Below are 23,241 nucleotides of genomic sequence, written 5' to 3' on the forward strand. Positions count from 1 at the left end.
AAAAGGGCCGCCCTGCTGGGGCGGCCCTTGGTTCCGGGAGTCCGGCCCAAACCGGAGCTGCGATCAGAAGCCGGTTTCGGGCAGATAGATGCCCAGCGTGAAGCCGATCGCGCGGCCGCAGAACACGATCACCAGCCACATGAGAATCGACAGCAGGCCGGCCACCTTCACCGCCGTGGGGGGGCTGGTCGCGTTGTCCCACTGATCCACCGTCTTGTAGGTGACGAAGTGGAAGATCAGCATATTGAGGCCCGCCAGCGCCATGATCCCCATCTTCGTCAGGAAGAACGGATTGACCATGTAGGTGCTCGCCTTGCTGGCGAACAGCAGCGTGCCGGTGATGGCCGCGGTGACAAAGCCGATCCAGGTCCATTTCAGCGTATCATTCGACATCCGGGTAATCGGCACATTGGTGGACGCGAGGCCCAGCATACGCAGATCCATGATGGCGATCGTGCCGAACACGGTGACCAGCGCGATCACGTGGACCGTTTCGATCATGGGGAAGGCCCACAGGCTTTCGGCAATGCCGATGCCCAGCGGCGAATATTCGATCGCCTGCCAGATATTGGTCGGTTCAGGATACATGATTTTCTACTCCCCCCTCAAACCGGAACATAAGCGATCCAGCGACCGCACAGCATGATGAAGCACCACAGCACGACCAGCGCGATGCCGGTGGTGCGCGTTCCGGAACTGGCGACATACGCGTCACCTGCGGCAATCGCCTTGGCCTTCACCGCCTTCTGGAAGCTGATCGACAGCACCATGGCCACCGCCAGCAGCACCATCTTGATCCAGAACACGGCATTCACCATGTTGCGGATCGGTTCGGCGGTGATCATCAGCAGACCGCTGATCACGATGCCCGCCAGACCCCACCACATCCACGGAAGATAGCGCGCGGCATTGGCCGAGATGGAGAGCGTGGTGCCCGCCTTTTCGTTCACCCGCAGCGTCAGCATCAGCAGCGAGGCAAAGGCCAGCGCGATCGAGACGATGTGAATCACCTGCGCGATCGGCACGTTCCAGAAGTTTTCGACCATGAACAGGCTGAGCGACGTTTCGGTCAGCCAGAACGAGAAGTCGAGGAGGAAGGTCGTCCTCAACCAGTCCGTCATATTGAATAGCAAATCCAGCATCTCACCGGGCTCCCACGCGTGTTCTCTCTGGCTTGCCGGGCGTGATTGTCTTGCGGCGCCCGTTCAAACCCCCTCAAACGTTGACTATGCCCGGACCATTGCTGGCATTCCGGGGGCCAAACCTTGATTTGGCGCAAATCCCGCTACCGATTCTCGGGCCGGTCGCCAAGCCCCGCCGTGCAGGCGAGACCAATCGCGACAATTTGTCACAAAGTGTGGCTCGACTTTCGCGCGCGCATTTTCCAACGCTTTTCGAGTGGAAAAACGGCCGTGGCAGTGCGGTTTTCGGGTGCCGGATTAGTCGGCCCCAAAGGCGCACAGGCCATTGTCAAAGTCTGGATGCGCCTTTAGGACAGAATCAACAAAATCAGGCAGCGCGCCTTCGTGCAAATGCCTGATGTGCGGTGGTTCCGTGAAAGTCTGGGGCGGGAGTGGAGTTTGATGCGCAAGGCAGCACGCCTTTTGATTGCGGCAATGTTGGCTTCGGCAGGTGCAACGGCCGGGCTGGCGCAGGAATCGATTCCGGCCGGCGACTGGCCGACGATCAACCGTGACCTTGCCACTACCCGCTATTCCCCGCTGACCGAAATCACCCGCGCCAATGTGGGCCAGCTGCGGCAGGCATGGACCTATAATCTGCGCGCCTTCAACACTGCGGTTCCGCTGGTGGTGAACGGACGTATGTATATCACCGCGCAAAACCGCGTCGTGGCGCTCGATGCGGCCACGGGTGCGGAAATCTGGGTGCACGAGGCGCCTGCTTCCGAACAGGCCGCAGGCGGCATGGGCGGCGGCGGCTATTCGGGCCGCGGGCTTGGCTATTGGCCGGGACAAGCGGGCATGGGGCCGCGCATCTATGTCATGCGTTCGAACCTGATGGTGGCGCTCGACGCGGCAACCGGCCAGCTGGTGGAAAGCTTTGGCGAAGGCGGGATGGTGAATGTCGGCGTGCCCTTTGGCGGCGTGCCCACGATTCACGGCAATGTCGCGGTCATCGGCGCGGCCAGCCTGGAAAATCCGCGGGGCGCGCCGGGCAATCCGCGCGCGTTCGATGTCATCACCGGCGCGAAGCTGTGGGAATTCGACACCACGCCCGATCACGGCCAATTGGGCGGCGACACCTGGGGTGTGGACGGCGCGCGCGATCGCGGCGGCACCAATATGTGGGGCTTTGCCGCCACGGTGGATGCAAGCACCGACACGGTCTATCTGCCGATTGCGGGCCCGGCGCACAACTATTACGGCGGCGACCGCCCCGGCTCCAACCTGTTTGGCAATTCGGTTGTCGCGGTGGATCTGCGCACCGGCGCCTACAAGTGGCATTTCCAGACGGTGCACCACGATCTGTGGGACATCGATATGTCCAATTCCGGCCCGCTGATCCCGGTCAACGGCCCCAACGGCCCCCAGCGCGCGATTGCCAATATCGGCAAGTCCAGCCTGTTCTTCCTGCTCGATTCCACCACCGGTGAACCGGTGCATCCCGTGGAGGAAATGCCGGTGCCGCGCGGCGATGTGCCGGGCGAATATTACCACCCGACCCAGCCAATCCCGCAGGTGACCCCGCCGCTCAGCCGCGTCAGCCTGACTTACGATGATATCGTGACGGCCGAGGATACCAACGAAGCGCACGCGGCGGCGTGCCGGGCCATGTGGGACCGTGCGGGCGGCTATCTCAATTTCGGCATCTACACCCCGTTCCACTACCGCGCAGAAGGCGCGCCGGTGCGTTCGACCATACAGCTTCCGGGCGGGACGGGCGGCGTGAACTGGGGTGGCCCGGCAGCCGATCCCACCACCGGCATCGTCTATGTCAACGCGCAGGACACCTCGCTGGTGGGCTGGGTCGAGCGCGTGCAGGGCGACCGGCCCTACAGCTTCGACGCCACCTCTGCCCCGCCCTATGACCGGGCGAGCGTGGACGGCAAGGGGCCGTTCTTCAGCTTTTCCGCCCCGCTGGGCGGCGAATATGACGCGAACGGCCGGCCGGTGGGCGTGTCTGCGCCCTGCTATCGCCCGCCGTGGAGCCGTTTGACCGCGGTCAACGCCAATACCGGCGAAATCCTGTGGGCTGTGCCTCTGGGAATTTACGAGAGCCAGCCCGAAGGCAAGCAATTGCTCGGCAATTCGGGCAGCGCCGGTCCCACCGTGACAGCGGGCGGCCTTGTGTTTGTGGGTGCGACAAACGACCGGCGTTTTCGGGCCTTTGATTCTGCCACCGGCGCCCAGTTGTGGGAAGCGGTGCTGAACGGTAATGCCAATGCCAATCCGATGACCTATCGGGGAAGCGACGGCAAACAATATGTCGCGATCAACGCCAGTGGCGTTATCACGGTCTATTCGCTTTGAACCATTTGCATACAGGAGAGGTTATGCGGGGGATTACAAAATTTTCGACGGCAGTAGCGGCTGCGGCCCTGCTTGCGTTCAGCCACGTACCGGCGCAGGCGCAGGCCGGTGCTTCGATGGAACGCATTGACGGCAAGCCGAACCTGAACGGCGTGTGGCAGGTGATGAACACCGCCAACTGGAATCTGGAGCCGCACAGCGCGGGCCCGAACCCGGTGGCTGACCGTCTGGTTGGCGCCATCGGCGCGATCCCGGCTGGCCTTGGTGTCGTGGACGGGGGCGAAATCCCCTATCTGCCCGAAGCGCGCGAGCGGCTGGAACGCCACCGCGCCAATCTGATCCGCCACGATCCGGAAGCCGCGTGCTATCTGCCGGGCATTCCGCGCGCGACCTATATGCCCTATCCGTTCCAGATCATTCAGGGCAATAATGACGACATCCTGATGGCCTATGAATATGCCTCGGCCAACCGGGTGATCCATATGCAGGAAGTCGGCATCCCGCCGATCGACACCTGGATGGGCACGTCCTATGGCCAGTGGGAAGGCGACACGCTAGTTGTCACCACGCTGGCGCTGGGGCCGGGCCTGGTGAAGCTGCCTGCCGGTGAAATGGTGGAAGGCGTCACCTGGCTCGACCGCGCGGGTAACTATCTGACTAACCACGCAACCGTGGTGGAACGCTTTACCCTGATGGGCCCGAACCACATCGATTATGTCGCCACGGTGGATGATCCCACGATCTATTCGCGCCCCTGGACTATCCGGATGCCGATCTATCGCCGCATGGAGCCGAATGCACAGTTGCTTGAATTCAAGTGCGTGCCGTTCTCTGAACATCTGCTTTACGGCGACTTAATCGAGGGCCAATGACAAGGGTGGTAACCCACACTTGTCGGAGTCCCGCAAGACTTCACGAATCGTGAAACACAAGGAGTTACACGCCATGCAACTGAAGAAGCTCAGCATCGCCGCGATCGGTGCCGTGCTCGCGGTGACCGGTGTGGGGGCTGCCGCCCACCACTCGTTCGCCACCGAGTTTGATCGCAACCGCCCCATCCGCCTTGAAGGCAAGGTTGTGATGTTCGAGTGGGTGAACCCCCACTCCTGGATCCACATCGACGTGAACCGCAACGGCCGTGTCGAACGCTGGCGCGTGGAAGGCGGCGCTCCGTCCGCCCTGCTGCGCCGCGGCTGGAACAGGAACTCGCTGCCGGCCGGCACCGACATCATCGTGGACGCCTTCCAGGCCCGCGACGGTGACACCCGCGCCTCGGCTGCGGAAATCCGCTTCCCCAACGGGCGCGAGCTCTCGCTCGGCAACCCGACCACGGAAGCCGTTGCCGCTGCCGCTCGCCGCGCACAGGGCAACTAAGACACGGCAAGCGCCACGGCTGGCACGCCCGCAAGCGCGCCTGCCACGGCAAATGTCCGCACAAGCGGGGGTTCCGAAAGGAGCCCCCGTTTTGTTTTGGGCGTGGCGGCGTTGCTGCCTTGCCACTTTGCATCAGCGGCGCGATAACCTCCTGAAATTGGAGGGAGGATCATCGTGACCCGTTTTGGCGCAGCCGTTCTCGGCGCATTTGCCTTTGCCATGCTGGCATCCTCGCAAGCCCTCGCGCAGGACAGCACGGCGCCGGCATCCTGCCTGCCGCAGGGCCAGTGGGCGCAGCCGGATTACCGTTCGGTCGAGCAACTGGCCGATGGGCGCGTGACATTCAGGCTCTGCGCACCCGATGCGGCAAGCGTAAAGCTGATCAGCAACGACATTGCGCAAGTGCCGCTTGGCCCCAATGGGGGCCTGCCCATGCAGCGCGACGAATCCGGATTGTGGCACGTGACCACGGCAGAGCCGGTTCCTGCGGACAATTACCGTTATAATTTTCTGGTCAATGGCGCGCGCGTGCCCGATCCGCTTGCCACCACCTTCAGCCGCGAGCGGACGGGTATCAACTCCACGGTCGATCTGGAAGGGCCAGAGGGGGATTTCCAGCGCTGGCACGCCAATGTGCCGCATGGATCGGTCAGCATGATCGAATACTGGTCTGCCCCGCTGGGGACAAAGCGCAGCGCCTATGTCTACACGCCGCCCGGCTACATGAACGGAACAGCGCGCTATCCGGTTCTCTACCTCGTGCACGGCGCGGGCGATTCGGCGGACAGCTGGACGCAGGTGGGCCATGCGCACAACATCATCGACAATCTGCTGGCCGCCGGCCGCGCGCAGCCGCTGATCGTGGTCATGCCCTTTGGCCACACGCCCCAGCGCGCCGATGCCCCGCTGGAAGCGATGCTGGCCAATGCCGATTTCGGGGCCGATCTGCACGATGCGCTGATCCCGCATATCGATGCCACTTTCCGCACAATTGCCGATGCCGATCACCGCGCCATGGCAGGCCTTTCCATGGGCGGCGCACATACGATCCGCCACGGGCTGACCCGGCCCGATGTGTTCAGCCGGCTGGGCATATTTTCAATGGGGCTTGGGATGGGCCGCGATGACGTGGCTGATTACCGGACGCGCCACGATGCCGTGCTGCGCCAGTCGGCGCGCGAAATGCGGCTGGTCTATTACGCCATGGGCGTGGACGATTTCCTGTATGGCACCGTTGCCCCAACCCGCGCCCTGCTCGACGCATACGGCATCGCGCATCATTACAACGAAAGCGATGGCGGCCACACCTGGATCAACTGGCGGCGCTATCTGGCGGATTTCGTGCCGCGGCTTGACTGGGGCGATTAACGCACCAGCCGCTGCAGGCGAGGCCGCACGGCCAGAAAGCGCAGATAAAGCCATTCCAGCGCGCGCAGCACTGTTCGGTTGCGGGCGATGAGGCCCAGCGGCCGCAGCAGCGGAATGGCGCGCCACATGGCGGCAAAGGCCGCCGCACCGCTGAGCAACTGGCCGTTCTCCAGCGCATGAAAACGCGCGAGCAGCTCGGCCTGCGACACCGGACACTGCGCGTGGTCGGCGGTGACGATGTCGATGAAGTCGATGGCTCCGCGCCGATCGAGCTTGCGCATCAGGGAAATTTCGCGGCGGCAAAGCGGGCAGGCTCCATCATGCCAGACGACAAGGCGATGTCCCTGCAAACTGCCAAGCGGTCTGCCCTGCCCTGTGCCGTTCATCCGTGCCGTCTCGATCCGACCTGCTGTGGGGTTGTGGGGCATCGCAGCCGGACGGGTGGGATGGAGGACGCGGAACGTGAGGGGGGAAGGGTGAGGTTCCGCGACAGATCCGGCTGCGATGCAGATGCGGTATGCACCCAAAGCCCGCCACAAAATACATGGACCTTGGCCCATGCTGCCAAAGCCGGTGCCAAGGCTGCGCATAAAGGGGAAGTTAGATGCCTGCTTCCACGGCAAGGCGGATCATGTCGGCCGATGTCTGCACGCCCAGCTTTTCCATGGCGATGCCGCGGTGCATCTTCACGGTCTTTTCCGACAGGCCCAGTTCCCAGGCGATCTGCTTGTTCCTGAGGCCTCTGGCGACCAGTTGCAGCACTTCCAGCTGGCGGGGCGAAAGTTCGCGCACCTTGGCCGCAGCACGCGCGCGGCGCACATTGCTGGGGCCGTTCGCATCCTCTGGCAATTCGACCTGCGAACCGAGGAAGTAGGTCAGTTCCTCTTCCTCATCAAAGATCGGCGCCACCAGCACCGCATTGCGGAAGGGTGTGCCATCCTTCTTGTAATTGAGGATCTCCACCATCACCGGCTTCTTGTCGCGCACACCCTGGCGAATGGCATCGGACAGCCACGGCTCCGTCTGCGGGCCGGAAAGGAAACGGCAATTGCGGCCCAGAATTTCTTCCGGGCCATAGCCGGTCAGATCGATAAACGCCTGATTGCAGGCCACAATCGGATTGTCTGCCATGCGCGGATTGCTGATGACCGAGGCAATCGGCGATGCCTTGATAAGATCCTCGACCCAAGGGTCAGGCTGAATGTCAAGCTCGCGTCCCACATCCTTAATGTAGGGAAAGCTTTGTTGCTTTGCCAGTCCCCTCACGCAACTTCCGGGCAAAGTTTTGCACCCCGAAGACAAACTTTCTTCGCGCAGCCTACTTCTGGCTCTAGGGGGACGCCGCGCAGCACCGCGATCGCGGGGACAAGGCTGCATCACAAGAATAGAACAGGCATCGCACCATGACCCGATTTTCCGCACCCCGCCCCCTTGCCGCGCTCGCTCTGGCTGCTGCGACAACCGCCTTGCCCGGATCGCCCGCGCAGGCAACCGACGGCTATTTCCTGAACGGTATTGGCGCCAAGGCAAAGGGCATGGGCGGCGTGGCGATTGCGCTGCCGCAGGATGCCCTTTCGCCTGCCAGCAACCCGGCATCCGCCACCGTGCTCGACAAGCGGGTGGATTTCGGCGTGGAAATCTTCATCCCCGATCGCGGGGCCAGCATTTCGGGCAATGGCGCGGGGCTGAACGGGGACTATTCGGGCAACGGCGCCAACCCCTTCATCCTGCCCGAATTCGGCTATGTCCGGCAATTGTCCGATCGCGTGGCCTTCGCGCTGACGATCAACGGCAATGGGGGCATGAACACGGAATACAAGACCAATCCCTTTGCCAGTTTCGGCGCGACCGGCCCGGCGGGCGTGGATCTGAAGCAGGTGTTCATCTCGCCCACGCTGGCAGCGGAGTTTGCGCCCGGCCATTCCTTCGGCATTGCCCCCATCTTGCTGGTGCAGGGCTTCCGGATGCAGGGCGTGCAGCCTTTTGCCGCGGCATCTTCCGCGCCGGGCAGCTTTACCAATCGCGGCACCGACTGGTCGGTCGGCGGCGGGCTTCGCGTCGGCTATCTGGGCCAGCTTTCGGATGCGATTTCGATCGGCGCGTTCTACCAGTCACGGATCGAGGCGAAGCATTTTGACAAATATGCCGGCCTGTTCGCGCAGGGCGGCGGGTTTGACGTGCCCGAAAGCTATGGCGCGGGGATCGGCCTGAAGCCACTGCCGGGCGTGATGCTGGGCGTGGATGTGAAGCGGATCGAATATTCCGAGGTGCAGTCGGTGGGCAATCCGCTGGCCCCGCTGTTCGGCGGCACGCCCTTTGGCGCGGAAGGCGGCCCCGGCTTTGGCTGGCGCGATGTGACTGTGTTCAAGGTGGGGGCGAGTGTGGACGCCACGGACAGCCTGACTTTGCGCGCAGGCTATGGCCGGTCGGACAACCCGGTGCCGCAGTCCGAGACCTTCCTCAACATCCTGGCGCCCGGCGTGGTGCAGGATCACTTCACCGTGGGCGCGACGGTGAAGATCGGCGGCGGGCGGGAAATCACCGCCTTTGCCATGCGCGCGCCCACCAATGTGGTGGAAGGCGCAGGCTCGATCCCCCTGCCTTATGGCGGCGGGGAAGCCGATATCCGCCTTGCCGAAACCAGTTTCGGCCTGTCCTTCGGCTGGGGGTTCTGACCCCCAGCCGCAAGGCGCTTAGCCGAAATCGACCGGATAGGGCTTCAGCTCGCCGCTGGCATAGCGCTGCTCCAGCCCCGGAGTGCCGTTTTCCATCACCATCAGCATGGCGCGCTTGGGCGCAAAGCCCTGGTGACGGATATCGGCGGGCATGGCGCAGACATCGCCGGGCCGCATCACCACGCGCCCGCGCGGCGCGCCCGATTCCTTGTCCGCGATCGACCAGTGAATCTCGTCGGTCAGCTGGATGAACCATTCGTTGCGGTCATTGCCGTGGATGACGGGGAGCATATGCTCCTCGCTGGTCACGCAGCAGATATTGGCGCGCGTGACCGCGCTGATCGACGGATTCCAGGTGACGTCCGAGCGGGCGATATGCTCGAACAGGTTGATCGCGTGGAGCTGTCCTTCGAAGCCGGGCGCACATTCGATATCGGGCGCATCATATTCCAGATCGGCAAAGGCGCGGTTGACCGGGTGGCCGGTGGCGTCCGAACGCACCGGCTTGTCGCCGGGCAGGCCCAGCATCCGGTCGGCCGCGATGAAGGCGCGCAGCAGCGGATCGGTGCGCTCCCTCCCCTTGGAACCAATCGGGCTGCCCGTTTCCAGCGGCGCGTTGAGCGGATCGTAGCCTTCCGAAATCCAGTCGCGGCTGATCGCCTCGAAGGCCTCGCTCACCGCATCGGCGGTGAAGGTTTCGAGGTGATCGATCCCCGCCTCGCGGTATCCCTTGTCATAGGAGCCGGCGAAGATGTCCACGGTGCCGTAATGGTTGGTGGTGCCGAAGATGTCGTCGAAGAAGATCCAGCCGTAGAAAAAGCCCCAGCCGATATCGCGCACCATCGCCCGCAGGAAACGGTCCACTTCGATGATATGGCTGCCCTTGGGCCAGCTGACATGGGCGAAATATTCATCCCGCCGGAAGGTGAAGCTGCCAAGGCGAAAGGCGGTGTAGCCGGTGGCGGGATCGGTGGAAAGGCGCTCCACCCGCGCGTCCAGAACGCTCATTGCGCCGCCTCCGTCTTGAGGGTGCAGATTTGCGCCCAGCGCTTGACCGTCTCTGGCCCGTCCATCGTCTGCATGATCGCAACAGAGGGGCGACCTGCGCGCATCTGGTAAGCCGCGCCCCTGGGCAGCAGCACCTGGTGCCCCTTGCGTGCCACCACGCGGCCCATCACCGCGCCATTGGGCGCACCGCCCAGCCGCACCGCGCCGCCTGCATGGGCGGGTATCTGGTCATCCTGCAACTGGACAAAGTGGAACGCGATCTCGCCATCCATCACAATCGCGAATTCGTCATGCGGGGCCGCATACCAGGGCGATTCCCCCTCGGCCCGCACCGCTTCGGCCACATATTCGAGGTTCTGCACCACGGCCACGCGTTCATACGAGGCGGACATTCCGGCCACTTCGAACACGTTGGAAAAGGCGTATTTGCGAAGGTCATCGTTCAGCGCGATCGTGCCCTTTTCATAGGCATCGAGCGCACCGGTGCGCGTGGTATAGGCCATGGGCATCCTCTCCCCGCCGGACGCTTGTGCTTATCTCGCCTCTGCGGGCGTCTTTCCGGCTGGCACGATGCTATCACCGCACGCACGCCGTGCAACAGCGATGTTGACCGCGCGCGCGCCGCGCGACAGGGTTGCGCCGAAATAAGAATGATCGGGGGGAATGCAGCCATGAAGATCGACACGCGCTTCTACATCGATGGGCAGTGGACGGACCGCCCCGATGCGCCGCGCCTTGCCGTTTGCAACCCCGCGACAGAGGAAGTGATTGGCGAAATCGCGGCCGGCAGCGCGGCCGATGTGGATCTGGCGGTGACGGCCGCGACGCGCGCCTTTGCCGGCTATGCGCGCAGCAACAAGGCCGTGCGCCTCGCGCTGCTTTCGCGCATCTGCGACTTGCTGGAAGAACGCGCCGAACTGTTCGCGCAGGCGATCACGGCGGAAATGGGCGCGGCCATCACCTTTTCGCGCGGCGGACAGGTGCATTTCGGCATCGAACACGTGCGCGTGATGCTGGACGTGCTGAGGCACTATCAATTCCAGACACAGGTGAACGGCATTTATGTGCAGCGCGAGCCGATTGGCGTGTGCGCGCTGATCACGCCGTGGAACTGGCCGCTTTACCAGATCACCGCCAAGGTGGCGCCCGCGCTGGCGGCAGGGTGCACCGTGGTGCTGAAGCCGAGCGAGCTGTCACCTTTCAGCGCGCTGCTGTTTGCCCAGGTGATGCATGATGCCGGAACGCCGCCGGGTGTGTTCAATCTGGTGAACGGAACAGGCGAGGCGGTGGGCGCTGCGATGGCGAGCCACCCCAAGGTGGATATGGTGTCCTTCACCGGCTCCACCCGCGCGGGCGTGCTGGTGGCGCAGGCCGCCGCGCCCACGATCAAGCGCGTGGTGCAGGAACTGGGCGGCAAATCGCCCAATGTGTTCCTGCCCGATGCCGATTTCGCTGCTGCCGTGCCCAAGGGGATTCTGGGCGCGATGCGCAATGTCGGGCAATCCTGCGCCGCCCCCACCCGCCTTGTGGTGCCCCGCGCAAGGCTGGCCGAGGTGGAAGCGCTGGCGGCGGAAACCGCCGGGTCCATCGTGGTCGGCGATCCGCTGGACGATGCCTGCATGATCGGCCCGCTGGCCAATGCGGCGCAATTTGCCAAGGTGCAGGAGCTTATTCAGGCCGGGATCGACGAAGGTGCCAAGCTGGTTTGCGGCGGCACGGGCCGGCCCGCGGGCCTCAATCGCGGCTTCTTTGCGCGGCCCACCGTGTTTTCCGATGTGACGCCCGAAATGCGCGTGGCGCAGGAGGAGATATTCGGCCCGGTGGTGGTGATCCAGCCTTACGAGGACGAGGAGGATGCCGTGCGCATCGCCAACGCCACGGTCTATGGCCTGTCCAGCCATGTCCAGTCCGCCGATCAGGACGCCGCGCGGCGTGTGGCCGGGCGCATCCGCGCGGGGCAGGTGCATATCAATTTCCCGGCGTGGTCAGGCTATGCGCCGTTTGGCGGCTATAAGCAAAGCGGCAATGGCCGCGAATACGGCGTGTTCGGGCTGGAGGAATATTGCGAGGTGAAAGCCATTCTGGGCTATTGATCCCGCGCCGGTTGACCGGATTGCCAAGCGGGCCGATAGGCAAACGCCATGCTTTCGCAGAAAACGCGCTATGCCATTCGGGCCATGCAGCATCTGGCCGACCGGTTCGGTCAGGGTCCGGTGCAACTGAGCGAGATTGCCGAGAAGCAGAATATTCCGGACAGATTCCTGACGGTGATCCTGTCCGAATTGGGGCGGCAGGGTCTGGTCGCCTCGCAGCGCGGGCGCGACGGGGGCTATTGGCTGGCGCTGTCGCCGATCGACATCACCTATGGCGACCTGATCCGCATCATGCGCGGATCCTTGGCGCTGGTGCCCTGCGCCAGTCGCTATGCGCACGAGAAATGCAAGAATTGCCTGGAAGAAGGCGAGTGCCGCACACGTGCCCTGATGCTGGAGGTTCGTGACCGCACGGCAGAGCTGCTGGACGGCATCCGCCTGTCCGACCGGATTGATCCGGTGCCGCCATTCACCGATCACAGCATTGATAAATAGAAACCTTTCAGGCTGAGCCAAGCCAGCCTTTCGTCGCCAATGCGAAATCTTTGACCCCTGCCTTATTGTCAACAAAATCAGTTGAGATTAAGCCTCCTGCCGCGGCACGATGCCGCCCGAACAGGAGTTCCGCATGAGCAAGACCAGTGAACATGGCCCCGCCCCTGCGCAGGATGAGCGCCCGGACGGCCCCCTGGGCCTGGTGGCAAGCGTGGTCGAACGCATCCGCTTTGGCGCGGTGCAACTGACCATCCACGATGGCCGCATCACGCATGTGGATGTGACCGAACGGCGCCGCTTCGGCGCATAGAATTCGCACTCAACCCGCCCACACGGGCGCCAAACTACTCCCATCAATCAGCAGGGACAGCAGACCGGACCGCCGGATGCGCCTCTTCTTCGCGTGAAAGAGAGACAATGCATTCGCTTTACACCCGGCTTCTTCTGGCCGCCTCCCCCCTCGCCTTGGCTGTGCCAGTTGCTGCTTCCGCGCAGCAGATTGCCGATGACACGGCAGCACCCACCCCCATCAGCACGCTCGCCTCTGCCGCAACTGCGGGCGACGCCATCATCGTGACCGCGCGCCGCCGCGAAGAGACCGCGCAGGAAATACCGCTCGCGATCAGCGTGATCGGCGGCGATACGCTGGAGGAACTGGGCGCGTTCAACGTCCAGCGGCTGCAAGCGCTGACACCGGCACTCAATTTCTACTCCTCCAACCCCCGCAACACCGCGATCAACATCCGCGGCATCGGCGTGCCCTTTGGCCTGACGAATGACGGCTTCGATCAGGGCGTGGGCATCTATGTCGACGATGTCTATTTCGCGCGCATCGCCTCGGCCACGCTCGATTTCCTCGATGTGGCGCAGATCGAGGTGCTGCGCGGGCCGCAGGGCACGCTGTATGGCAAGAACACCACCGCAGGCGCGCTGAACATTACCACCCGCCGCCCGACCTTCAATTTCGAAGGCAGCGCCGAAGTCACGTTCGGCAATCTGGGGTTCAAGCAGGCCAAGGCGTCTGTTTCCGGCCCGCTGGCGGATGATCTTGCCGCGCGCCTTGCCATCTCCTCCACCAGCAGGCGCGGCACGATCTACAATGTGGCGACTGGCAATTACATCAACGAACAGGACAATCTGGGTCTGCGCGGGCAATTGCTGTGGGAACCATCGGACAACGTCGAAGTCCTGTTTGCCGCCGATTTCAGCCGCCAGAACCCCGAATGCTGCGCGCAGATCTATGTCCGCACCGGGCCCACGCAGCGTCCGCTCAACCGCCAGTATGAAGCGCTGGCCGCCGCACAAGGGTATCAGGTGGTGAGCACCAATCCGTTCGACCGGCTGACCGATGTGGATGCCCCGCTTAATGCCGGGAACGAGATTGGCGGCGCATCGGTGCGGGTGATCTGGGATACCGGCCCGGGCACCTTCACCTCGATCAGCGCCTATCGCTATTGGGACTGGCTGCCTGAAAACGACCGCGATTTCACCGGCCTGCCGATCAACACCGCGTCCAACAACCCCTCGCAGCAGAAACAGTGGACGCAGGAACTGCGCTATTCGCATACGGGCAGCGCCTACGATTTCCTGATTGGCGCATTCGCTTTCCATCAGGCTGTGCGCACACAAGGCCTGACGCGCTTTGGCCCGGCGGCGAGCCGCTGGCTTATCAACCCCTCGAACGCGCTGGCGAATGATCCGACCGTGCTCGATGGGCTGATCGCGAACAACGACATCCGCCTCGACAATACCAGCCTGGCTGCCTTCGGCCAGTTCAACTGGAAGCTGACCGACCGCTTCAGCATCCAGCCGGGCTTCCGCGTCAATTACGACAAGAAGGTGGGGTTGTATGAATCCGTCGTCACCAATGGCGATGGCGAGCTGGTCACCTTTGCCAGCACCGACCCGCGTGTGGTGCAGCAGCGCGGCGTTGCCGCCCCGCAGCGGTTCGAGCCGACCTTTTCGGACTGGAACTTCAGCTTTGAAATAACCGCCACTTACGAGCTGGCCGATGACATCCACAGCTACGCCACCTATGCCGAGACGTTCAAACCGGGCGGCGTGAACCTGAACGGCGTGCCGAATGATGCGGCCGGCAACCCCATTCTGGCGGCCGGATCGGTGAAGCCGGAATCGGTCACCCATTACGAAGCGGGCGTGAAATCGCAATTCTGGGACCGCCGGGTAACGCTGAATGTGGGCGCATTCCGCACCGATATTGCCGATTATCAGGCGCTGGTGGTCAATGGCCAGTTCGGGGTGCAGCGCGGCTACCTCGCCAATGCGGAGGCGGTGCGCACGCAAGGGTTCGAATGGGATCTGTCCGTCCGGCCCAGCAGCCGTTTCAACGCCTATGTCAGCGGATCGCATACCGACGCGACCTATCGCCGCTTCCCCGACGCGCCCTGCCCGCCGGAGCTTTCGGGCGGCGGCGCAGGCACGCCGATTGGCGCACCGGGGGCCCCCGGCACAAACAGCCCGGCCAATTGCGACATTTCGGGCCAGAGCCTGCCCGGCGTGTCGAAATGGGTGGTGTCGTACGGCGCAGAGGCCAACACGCCTGCCAGCCTGCTGGGCACCGAGGGCGAAATCTATGCAGGCGTCGATGCCAACACCCGCTCCAGCTTCTCATCCAACCCCACCCCATCTGCATACACGCAGGTGGCAGGCTACACGATCACCAATTTTCGTGTCGGCTATCGCAGCGACAACGGCTTCAATGTCTTTGCGTGGGCACGAAATGCCTTTGATACCAGGTATTTCGAACAACTTGCCGTGCCTTCGGGAAACACCGGTCTGATCGTGGGTCAGCCGGGCGATCCGCGCACTTACGGCCTCACACTTTCCACGACTTTCTGACCGAACCGAACCTTGAAAAGGGGACAACCTCATGTTCGAACTGGCTGACATAACGCTCTACCACATCCTGCCGTTCATCGCGGTCGGCTTTGCCGCCCAGATGATCGACGGGGCGCTGGGAATGGCCTTTGGCGTCATCACCCAGACATTGCTGGTGGCGGTGCTGGGCATCCCCCCTGCCACCGCATCGGCCAGTGTCCATTTGGTGGAAATGTTCACCACCGGCGCATCGGGTGCCAGCCACATCTGGCACCGCAATATCGACTGGGGTCTGTTCAAGCGCTTGGTGCCGTTCGGCATTCTGGGCGGGGTCACGGGGGCCTATGTGCTGTCCAATGTGGACGCATCGGTCGCCCGCCCGTTCGTCATGCTCTACCTCACCGGGATCGGCTTTTATCTGCTGGCAAAGGCGATCCGCCACTCCACCCCGCTTGTGAAGGATCCGCAATACACCGCCCCGCTGGCAACGGCGGGCGGGTTTCTCGATGCAGCCGGTGGCGGCGGCTGGGGGCCGGTGGTGACATCGAACCTGCTGGTTCAGGGCAGCGATCCGCGCAAGACCATCGGCACGGTCAATTCGGCCGAGTTCCTGATCACCACCGCCATTTCCATCGCCTTCATATCCACACTGGGCTTTGCCGCGTTTACCGTGGTGACGGTGGGCCTGATCATCGGCGGCGTGGCGGCCGCCCCGTGTGGCGCCATTATCGCCAAGCGGATCAATCCGCGCTGGCTGTTGCTGGCGGTGTCGATCGTGCTGATCGCGACCAGCAGCTACAGCATCACCCGCGTCTGGTCGATCTTCTGATCAAGCAAAGGGGCGCTGCCACCCATAGGGGTGACAGCGCCCTTTCGTGTTCAGGCAATCGGGCGATTACCGGCCAAAGCGCAGGCGCACGCCGGCGGTGACGACCGACTGGTCCAGTTCCACGCCCAGTGTGGCGGGCAGCAGATCAAGCCCGACCTTCGCATCCTTGAAGCGCGAGCGATAGGTATACTGGCTGAAGAAATCGGCATTCGGGCTGAGCGCCAGCGAAACACCGGCCATCGCCTGCCAGGCAAATCCGTCATCGCTGGCATCGGCCACGCCCACGCCCGACGGGCGATACGTCACATCGGTGTTCACATAGCCAAGGCCCGCGCCGAGATAGGGGGTCACGCCGCCGCCGGTGGGAATGTCATAGAACACATTGCCGAACACGCCGAGGTTCGACACATTGCCTTCCCCGTCCGCGATCACCGCGCCCACGGTGGGATTGTTCGCATTGGGCGCGCCACGGGTCAGCACCGCCACATCCAGGCCATCGATCACCGTGCCGCCCACGGTCAGGCCGCGATGGGTATCAATGCCGTTGCGGGTATAGGCCAGTTCGACTTCGGCGCGAAGGCCGCTGTCGGTGGCTACGCCCGCCACGCCCGACAGCGCAAGGCCGTTGTCGAACGAAGTGCGCCAGCCGAGCGATGTGCCCGCCGGGATCGCAGGCCAATTGGCGGTTGCGGGAACGGTCGCATCAAACTCGCCGCTATTGGCCGAATTCTGCGTGAAGGCGATACCGCCCGACACGCCAACATAGAAATCGTTGGCCTGAGCAGCCGCCGGAACGGCCAATGCCGCAAACGCCGCACCCGAAGCCAGGGCAATCCGCTGAAAACGCAAAGCAAACATCCTTACTACTCCTCTTTTCCATCCAAGAATGAGACGTAGATGAGGGCGCATAACCTTGGTTCAACACCGCAAAAAGTCCGCCTTGAGGCCATCTGGCTGCCTGACTGTTGCAGTTGCGCAACGCTTTTCGCTGCCAAGGCCGGGACATCTGCCATGCGTTCCGCTTGACGCCGATCAAGGGCACCAATGCATCCTTTTGCGAATGTCCCGCAGGCATACCATGCGTGCAACGGTGTCGACGCATCATCCGCTAAGGATGCCTTGCGGGATGGCGGCCGATCGGTGAGACTGGGCATTTGCAACAGACTGGTTGAGGCACGGCGCGGCAGATGGGGGAGAGAATATGCAGGACGGGCCAAGCTACACGGAACTCTTCACGCAGCGCGGCTCCAGCTATGATCAGGCCATGCTGGCCTGGCCGCAGGCCCGCGCGCAGGAATTTGCGCAGGTTATTGCCGCTGCGGGCGTGACGCCCGGCATGACCGTGGCCGATGTGCCCGCCGGCGGCGGCTATCTGCGCGGCTTTCTTCCCGCAGGGTGCCGCTGGATCGGGCACGAACCCTGCGCCGATTTCACCAATCACCGCACCGGCGCTGCCGAAGCGGCCCGCCCGCTGCTTCCCCTGCCCTTTGCAGATGACGAAGCGGATGCCGCAATCAGCCTTGCCGGGGTGCATCACCTGGCCGACAAGCGCGATCTGTTTGCCGACATACGGCGCATAACCCGGCCCGGCGGGAAATTTGCCCTGTCCGATGTGGCGCGCGGCACGCCGACCGCGCATTTCCTTGATGGCTTTGTGGGCGATTACAACAGCACCGGGCACGAGGGCGAGTTTCTGGACGATTCCACGCTGGCTGAGCTGGAGCAAGCGGGCTGGCGTATTCTGTCGGCCGAATTGCGGCATTTCCATTGGGTCTTTCCCGATCGGGCCGCCATGGCCGGCTTCTGCCGCCGCCTGTTCGATATCTGCAAGACCGATGCCGACCACGTGGCGCAAGCGCTGGAAACCGGCCCCGGAACCGACCGGCTGCCCGGCGGTGCGCTTGGCTTGCGCTGGTCGCTGATGACGATTGTCAGCGAGAATGCCCTGTGACGGCTGAGGAGGCAGCCCAATCGCCGACGTGGGCACTGCGAAAGAACCCGCGCAGCGCACTGGGCTATGCCTATGGCAGCTTTTACCCCACGCTCCTGATCGAACTGACCGGCGCGGAGATACCGATTGCCGCACGGCAAAAGGCAGAAGCGGGCCTGTTGCGGCTGCTGCCCGCGCTGGCCGGGCACTGGCCCCGCAGGAGCGTAGCGAGCGAGGCGGCGCCTGCCGAGGCAGCGCACACCATCGACTGGTGGCTGGCGCTGGTGGACGCGGTACAGCAAGGGTGCGGCCTGCCCGTGTTCGAACTGGCGCGCGTTCTGGAGAGCGCAGGCGAAAGCTGGCGCTGCGCAGTACCCACCATGCCGCGCAGCATCGCCCCGCTGGCGCAAGTGATTGGCGGCCTGCTGAGGCTCATCCCTTCGCTGATCGACGGCCCGCTCAACATGGCGCTGCAAACCGAGGTAGCGCGGCTGTACACCGCCCTTGGCACTACCGGGCCGCACCTCAGCAATGTGCCCCGCGTCATGCGTGCCGCGCATGATCTGGGAATTCCCTTCCGCGAATTGCCCGGCCAGTTCCTGCAATTTGGCGACGGGGCGAAGGCGCGCTGGCTGGACAGCACCTTCACCGATGCCACGCCCTATATCTCCACCCAGCTGGCGCGCGACAAGATGCAGTCCGCCGCCATTTTGCGCGCCGCGGGCCTGCCCGTTCCGCTGCACCAGAGGGTCGCCACCAGCAACGAAGCGCTTGCGGCTGCCAAAGCCATCGGCTTTCCCGTGGTGGTCAAGCCGATCGATCAGGATGGCGGCAAGGGCGTGGCGGCGGGCCTGCTCACCATGGAGGAGGTGGAAAGGGCCTTCGCGGTCGCCGGCGCGCTGTCGAAGAATGTGCTGGTCGAAAAGCATATCGAAGGGCGCGATTACCGGCTGACCGTGCTGCACGACCGGGTGATCTGGGCGGTGGAACGCGTGCCCGGCGGCGTGACGGGGGATGGCACGTCCACCGTCGAGCAATTGATTGCCGCCGCCAATGCCGATCCCCGGCGCGGCGCCGGCCCCCATTCCGCCCTGAAGAAGCTGCTGATCGACGAGGAGGCCGCGACGCTGCTCGCGCGGCAGGGGCTTGAAGCAGCTTCGGTGCCCGAACAGGGCCGCTTTGTGCGCCTGCGCCGCAATTCCAATGTCGCCACGGGCGGTATGCCGGTGGCCGTGTTTGACAAGGTGCATCCCGATAACGCGGCGCTGGCGGTGCGCGCCGCGCGCACCCTGCGTCTCGACATTGCCGGGGTCGATCTGCTGATCCCCGATATCGCCCGATCGTGGCGCGAGGGCGGCGCGGCGATCTGCGAAGTGAACGCACAACCGCAACTGGGCGGCACGACATCTGCGGCGGTCTATCCCGCTGTGCTGCGCGAACTGATGGGCGGGGGCGACGGGCGCGTGCCGGTGGTGATCTTGGCCGGCATGGAGGATGGCGGGGCGCTGGCGGGCCGCATCGCGGCGGCGCTGGAGGCGCGCGGGCTGGCCACAGGGCTGCACGATGCAGCAGGCCTGCGGCTGAGGGAGGAATGGCTGACCTGCGAGCCGGTGCCGCTGCTGGCAGCCGGAAACATCCTTGCCATGGACCGGCGGACACAAGCCATGGTCCTCTCGCGCCTCGGCCCCGAATGCCTGGCGCGGGGGCTACCGGTGCAGCGCTTCAACCTGCTGGTGGAAGGGCCGCAGAAATTATCCGATCCAGAGCTGGCCGTAATCCGCCCCGCCCTGACCGGCGCGAGACTTGCCGCAGCCGACCTGTCCTCGCCGCAAGGGCTGGAACAGGCCGTCGCGCAGCTGTTGCGATAACCTTCTAGATCTCGCCCGCGCGGGCAAAACGGTTGATGTGATCGGCGGCACGGAAGGCGAGCGCCGCAATCGTTTCGGTCGGTTGCCCGCGGCCCGATGTCACCATGCTCGACCCGTCGCACAGGAACAGGTTCGGCACATCATGCGTGCGGTGATACTTGTCGATCACCGAGGTGGAGGGATCGTTGCCCATGCGCGCTGTCCCCAGCAGGTGCACCCCGCCATTCGCCTCTTCGACATGGCCCGGAACCACCTCCACCGCGCCAGCCGCCTGCATGATTTCCGTCGCCTTTTCGATCTGGAACTGCGCGTGCTTGATGTCGTCGGGGTGATCCTTGTAGGTCACGCGCATCGACGGGATGCCCCAGGCATCCTTCAGCTCGGGGTCAAGATCGACGCGGTTGGTCTCCTGCGCCAGTGATGTGCCATGCCCGGCGCAGTTCATCCAGTAGGTGAAGGAGGCGAGATATTCCTTGAACCCCTCGCCCCAGCTTGGCGTCCCTTCGGGCACGCTCTGCCCCCAGGTCAGCGGCGCGGCGGAACGCGCGGTAAAGCCGCCGCCGCCGTAAAAGCCGCGCGCCGGATCGCTGTCGTAGAAATCATGCAGGATGCGGGTCACCGCCGCGCCCTTGTATTCGTTGAGCGGGTTTTCAAACCGCGCCGCCGCGCCGCCGCCCTTGTTGAACATCAGATATTTGCCAACCGTCCCGCTGGAATTGGCAAGCCCATCGGGAAACTGGCTGTTCGCCGAATTGAGCAGCAGGCGCGGCGTTTCGGCCCCGTTGGCGCAGACCACCACCGCGCGGGCGTTCTGGAATTGCTCCACGCGGTCCCTGTCGAAATAATGCACACCGGTTGTGCGTCCGGCAGAGTTCATGCCGATGCGGAAGACATAGCTTTCCGCACGCACCTCGCAATTGCCGGTGGCCTCCGCTTCGGGGATCACCGTCCAGACTGAGGAGGACTTGGCGCGCACTTCGCAGCCGAACCCGCCGCACAAGCCGCACTGGGTGCAGGCCGGACGCCCGCGATAGACCATGGAATTGATCGCCATGGGCGCGGGGAAAGGATGCAGGCCCAGCGCCCGCGCGCCGCGTTCAAACAGCACGCCCGACGATTTCACCGGCAGCGGCGGCATGGGATAGGGCCGGCTGAAACGCGGATCGAACGGGCTGGACCCCGCCAGACCCGATACGCCCACTTCCCATTCCACCTTGGTGTAATAGGGCTCCAGCTCGTCATAGGTGATCGGCCAGTCTTGCAAATCCGCGCCCTCGATCGCGCCCAGACGGCTGCGTTCGATGAAATCAATTTGATGCAGGCGCCAGAAATTGGCGGTGAAGTGGCTGCTGCTGCCCCCGACAACGCGGGCATAGGTAAGCGAACTGCGGCCCATCACGCGCTTGGCCGTTTCACTTTCGTCACGGCGAAAGCTTTGCGGGCTGTCATCCGGGCTGTTGGTGATGCCCGACAGCTGGCGGTATTTCAGCTCGTCATGCTCGAAATCCCACGGCTCCATGCGCGGGCCCTGTTCCATCAGCACCACGCTGTGCCCGGCCTGCGCCAGTTCGCGCGCCATCACGCCGCCCGATGCGCCGGAACCGACAACGATAAAGTCGACCGTTTCGCTGGTCTGGTAAGTCTTGCGATCCATCTATCAGGCGCTCCGGTCAGGCGGTAAGGGGCTGGGTGCCGGGGTAAGGCTCGAACCCCGGATAATCGCGGTCGTAATGGCCAAAGGGGGCGGACCAGAAATGCCGGTCCTCCATCTTGATGAGGTTCCAGCCGATGTTCTGGAAATTGCCGCCATATTTGGGCAGGGCCAGCATCCCCAGCACGGTCAGCCGCCGCACCGCCATGAAGAAGGGCGTTTCATCCACCGTGTGCAAGAAGGCGATCTGATCCGCATCCGAAGCGGCAGAAAAGGGCGCTGTCCCGCTGCTATGCGCGGCATAGGCAGCCATGAATGCCCCCAGCCCTTCGCGAAAGGCGGGCAATTGCGCGGCAAAGAAGCTGCCCAGCGCGTTGTCGATGAAATAGACCGAACGCGCATCGCGTGCGCCGGGTGTGTCGCCGCCCGGTACGATCTGGTTGGCGATGGCATCAACGATGTCCGCTTCGGCGCTGGTCAGCGTGGTGAAGCTGGTATGGCCCGATCCCTCGTGGCTGCGGTGCTCGGAATGGTCGGCCTGCGTGGCGGCCTGTGCGATCTGCGGCCAGTGGAGCGTGACCCAGCTGGCGCTGGCCAGATTGCCAACCGCCGTCAAGAACTGGCGACGCGAAGGTCTTGGTGTCTGCATGAAAACGCTCCCAATCCGGCCGGATGACCGGCGGATAGAGCGCCGCGCGCAGCATTCAGGGAATACGCCAAACGCGCAATTGACCGGGCGATATTGCGATCAAGAGGTGGGCAGCCAGGTTTTGGCGGCGGATCCTAGACCGCGGTCAACCGCGCCAGAAACGCGCGGATGCGCCGCGCATTGACGCCCAGGTCGCCCACGCCCACGCGGCTGACCGATCGCATATCGATGCGCGACTGGCCTGCACCGACCGGGGTGATGCGAAACACCACATCATCGTAGAAGCGGATATAGGATACGCTGGCGGTCGCCTCGACATGGCCGCGCGCCGGATCGCTCACCGCGATGGCCCAGCCTTCCTCGCGCGCCAGCCGTTCCACCACGGCGGTCGCCTGTTCCACCGGCATGGGCAGGGTGACCGGGCCGATATCGCCATAGGCGGCTGCGTGGATCTGCTGCCAGTTTTCCACGCTGCCCACGCCCACCAGATTGTCTTCGCGCAAGGTCAATGTTTCAAACTGCGGCGGGTTGGCAATATCAGTGGTCACATCGTGGATCGGCGGCGCATTGCCCGCCGACATCGGCCGCGTGGCAAGGAACCCGACATAGGCTGCCGCCACGACCAACGCGACAATGGCCCAATTGCGCCGGGGATTGCCGGTGCGCCATCCCACCAGAAGCGCGGCAATCGCCAGCACCAGCGCCACCGCCGCAACCAATCCGCCGCCAAGAAAGGCGGTGAAACCGGCCATTTTGGGCAGCAGGTCATACCGCGCCAATGTCAGCCCTGCCCCTGCAATCGCAATGGCGCCGCCGCAGACATACAGCGCCGCTTTCGACAGGCGCGGTGCCCAGCGCGGCGCGGGAGCGGAGTGCGGGGCGGTGGCGGCGGATTGCGGTGCATTTTCCATTCCCCCAAGTCAGCAGGACTGCGGGACAGAGTCAATGATGGCCATTGGTCCGCAGAGGACG

At 64.0% G+C, this 23,241-nt stretch carries 22 protein-coding genes; 12 read left to right on the forward strand and 10 right to left on the reverse strand.

The window, feature by feature from the left end; all coding sequences use genetic code 11:
- Positions 1 to 63: 63 nt before the first annotated feature.
- Positions 64 to 588 (reverse strand): DUF6644 family protein, encoded by a 525-nt coding sequence (locus WFP44_RS09305; protein WP_336926266.1) that lies wholly within the window; start codon positions 586 to 588, stop codon positions 64 to 66.
- A gap of 17 nt (positions 589 to 605) precedes the next feature.
- A complete protein-coding gene (locus tag WFP44_RS09310) occupies positions 606 to 1,121 on the reverse strand; it encodes a DUF6644 family protein (protein ID WP_336926267.1) in 516 nt (171 codons plus the stop codon).
- A gap of 495 nt (positions 1,122 to 1,616) precedes the next feature.
- Between WFP44_RS09310 and WFP44_RS09315 the strand changes: the two genes are divergently transcribed.
- From WFP44_RS09315 to WFP44_RS09330, 4 genes are all read left to right on the forward strand, one after another.
- The gene (locus WFP44_RS09315) at positions 1,617 to 3,491 is read left to right on the forward strand and encodes an outer membrane protein assembly factor BamB family protein (protein ID WP_336926268.1); all 1,875 of its coding nucleotides are present in this window, start codon (positions 1,617 to 1,619) and stop codon (positions 3,489 to 3,491) included.
- Positions 3,492 to 3,607: 116 nt separating this feature from the next.
- On the forward strand, positions 3,608 to 4,363 hold the full coding sequence (locus WFP44_RS09320; protein WP_336926269.1) for a hypothetical protein: 756 nt from the start codon (positions 3,608 to 3,610) through the stop codon (positions 4,361 to 4,363).
- A gap of 73 nt (positions 4,364 to 4,436) precedes the next feature.
- A complete protein-coding gene (locus WFP44_RS09325; protein WP_336926271.1) occupies positions 4,437 to 4,865 on the forward strand; it encodes a DUF6152 family protein in 429 nt (142 codons plus the stop codon).
- A 174-nt stretch (positions 4,866 to 5,039) separates the two neighbouring features.
- The gene (locus WFP44_RS09330) at positions 5,040 to 6,233 is read left to right on the forward strand and encodes an alpha/beta hydrolase (protein WP_336926274.1); all 1,194 of its coding nucleotides are present in this window, start codon (positions 5,040 to 5,042) and stop codon (positions 6,231 to 6,233) included.
- On the opposite strand, the gene WFP44_RS09335 is transcribed toward WFP44_RS09330, so the two are convergent.
- Positions 6,230 to 6,619 carry a thiol-disulfide oxidoreductase DCC family protein gene (locus WFP44_RS09335; RefSeq protein WP_336926275.1) on the reverse strand — a complete coding sequence of 130 codons (390 nt, stop codon included), beginning with the start codon at positions 6,617 to 6,619 and terminating at the stop codon, positions 6,230 to 6,232. The two genes, WFP44_RS09330 and WFP44_RS09335, sit on opposite strands and share 4 nt — an antisense overlap.
- A gap of 214 nt (positions 6,620 to 6,833) precedes the next feature.
- Positions 6,834 to 7,364 (reverse strand): response regulator transcription factor, encoded by a 531-nt coding sequence (locus tag WFP44_RS09340; protein WP_336926326.1) that lies wholly within the window; start codon positions 7,362 to 7,364, stop codon positions 6,834 to 6,836.
- A gap of 272 nt (positions 7,365 to 7,636) precedes the next feature.
- On the opposite strand from WFP44_RS09340, the gene WFP44_RS09345 reads away from it, so the two are divergent.
- Positions 7,637 to 8,908, forward strand: coding sequence for an OmpP1/FadL family transporter (locus WFP44_RS09345; RefSeq protein WP_336926276.1), 1,272 nt, complete (start codon positions 7,637 to 7,639; stop codon positions 8,906 to 8,908).
- 18 nt (positions 8,909 to 8,926) lie between these two features.
- Here WFP44_RS09345 and WFP44_RS09350 read toward each other — a convergent pair whose 3' ends face one another.
- Both WFP44_RS09350 and WFP44_RS09355 read right to left on the reverse strand, forming a co-directional pair.
- Entirely contained in the window at positions 8,927 to 9,916 is a 990-nt protein-coding gene (locus WFP44_RS09350) for a hydroxyquinol 1,2-dioxygenase (RefSeq protein ID WP_336926277.1), read from the reverse strand.
- Positions 9,913 to 10,419: a cupin domain-containing protein gene (locus WFP44_RS09355; RefSeq protein WP_336926278.1), complete on the reverse strand. Its 507-nt coding sequence runs from the start codon at positions 10,417 to 10,419 to the stop codon at positions 9,913 to 9,915. The genes WFP44_RS09350 and WFP44_RS09355 overlap by 4 nt, the downstream gene beginning before the upstream one ends.
- A 168-nt stretch (positions 10,420 to 10,587) precedes the next feature.
- Between WFP44_RS09355 and WFP44_RS09360 the strand changes: the two genes are divergently transcribed.
- The 5 genes from WFP44_RS09360 (at position 10,588) to WFP44_RS09380 (ending at position 16,171) form a co-directional block, all read left to right on the forward strand.
- Positions 10,588 to 12,009: an aldehyde dehydrogenase family protein gene (locus WFP44_RS09360; RefSeq protein WP_336926279.1), complete on the forward strand. Its 1,422-nt coding sequence runs from the start codon at positions 10,588 to 10,590 to the stop codon at positions 12,007 to 12,009.
- Between the two features lie 48 nt (positions 12,010 to 12,057).
- A complete protein-coding gene (locus tag WFP44_RS09365; protein ID WP_336926280.1) occupies positions 12,058 to 12,504 on the forward strand; it encodes an RrF2 family transcriptional regulator in 447 nt (148 codons plus the stop codon).
- A 133-nt stretch (positions 12,505 to 12,637) separates the two neighbouring features.
- On the forward strand, positions 12,638 to 12,814 hold the full coding sequence (locus tag WFP44_RS09370; protein WP_336926281.1) for a YezD family protein: 177 nt from the start codon (positions 12,638 to 12,640) through the stop codon (positions 12,812 to 12,814).
- Positions 12,815 to 12,921: 107 nt separating this feature from the next.
- Positions 12,922 to 15,363 (forward strand): TonB-dependent receptor, encoded by a 2,442-nt coding sequence (locus tag WFP44_RS09375; RefSeq protein WP_336926282.1) that lies wholly within the window; start codon positions 12,922 to 12,924, stop codon positions 15,361 to 15,363.
- A 31-nt stretch (positions 15,364 to 15,394) separates the two neighbouring features.
- Positions 15,395 to 16,171 carry a sulfite exporter TauE/SafE family protein gene (locus WFP44_RS09380; protein ID WP_336926283.1) on the forward strand — a complete coding sequence of 259 codons (777 nt, stop codon included), beginning with the start codon at positions 15,395 to 15,397 and terminating at the stop codon, positions 16,169 to 16,171.
- 66 nt (positions 16,172 to 16,237) lie between these two features.
- On the opposite strand, the gene WFP44_RS09385 is transcribed toward WFP44_RS09380, so the two are convergent.
- Positions 16,238 to 17,029 (reverse strand): outer membrane protein, encoded by a 792-nt coding sequence (locus tag WFP44_RS09385; RefSeq protein ID WP_336926284.1) that lies wholly within the window; start codon positions 17,027 to 17,029, stop codon positions 16,238 to 16,240.
- Between the two features lie 343 nt (positions 17,030 to 17,372).
- On the opposite strand from WFP44_RS09385, the gene WFP44_RS09390 reads away from it, so the two are divergent.
- The gene (locus tag WFP44_RS09390) at positions 17,373 to 18,122 is read left to right on the forward strand and encodes a class I SAM-dependent methyltransferase (RefSeq protein WP_336926285.1); all 750 of its coding nucleotides are present in this window, start codon (positions 17,373 to 17,375) and stop codon (positions 18,120 to 18,122) included.
- Positions 18,119 to 19,969, forward strand: a complete 1,851-nt coding sequence (locus WFP44_RS09395; protein ID WP_336926286.1) for an ATP-binding protein — start codon at positions 18,119 to 18,121, stop codon at positions 19,967 to 19,969. Before WFP44_RS09390 ends, WFP44_RS09395 begins: the two co-directional genes overlap by 4 nt.
- A gap of 4 nt (positions 19,970 to 19,973) precedes the next feature.
- Here the strand turns inward: WFP44_RS09395 and WFP44_RS09400 are convergent, their stop codons facing one another.
- From WFP44_RS09400 to WFP44_RS09410, 3 genes are all read right to left on the reverse strand, one after another.
- Positions 19,974 to 21,623 carry a GMC family oxidoreductase gene (locus WFP44_RS09400; RefSeq protein WP_336926287.1) on the reverse strand — a complete coding sequence of 550 codons (1,650 nt, stop codon included), beginning with the start codon at positions 21,621 to 21,623 and terminating at the stop codon, positions 19,974 to 19,976.
- Positions 21,624 to 21,639: 16 nt separating this feature from the next.
- Entirely contained in the window at positions 21,640 to 22,269 is a 630-nt protein-coding gene (locus WFP44_RS09405; RefSeq protein WP_336926288.1) for a gluconate 2-dehydrogenase subunit 3 family protein, read from the reverse strand.
- 134 nt (positions 22,270 to 22,403) lie between these two features.
- Entirely contained in the window at positions 22,404 to 23,180 is a 777-nt protein-coding gene (locus WFP44_RS09410; protein ID WP_336926289.1) for a DUF1499 domain-containing protein, read from the reverse strand.
- Positions 23,181 to 23,241 lie beyond the last annotated feature (61 nt).

Source organism: Alteraurantiacibacter palmitatis (genome assembly GCF_037154115.1).
Lineage (GTDB): Bacteria > Pseudomonadota > Alphaproteobacteria > Sphingomonadales > Sphingomonadaceae > Alteraurantiacibacter > Alteraurantiacibacter palmitatis.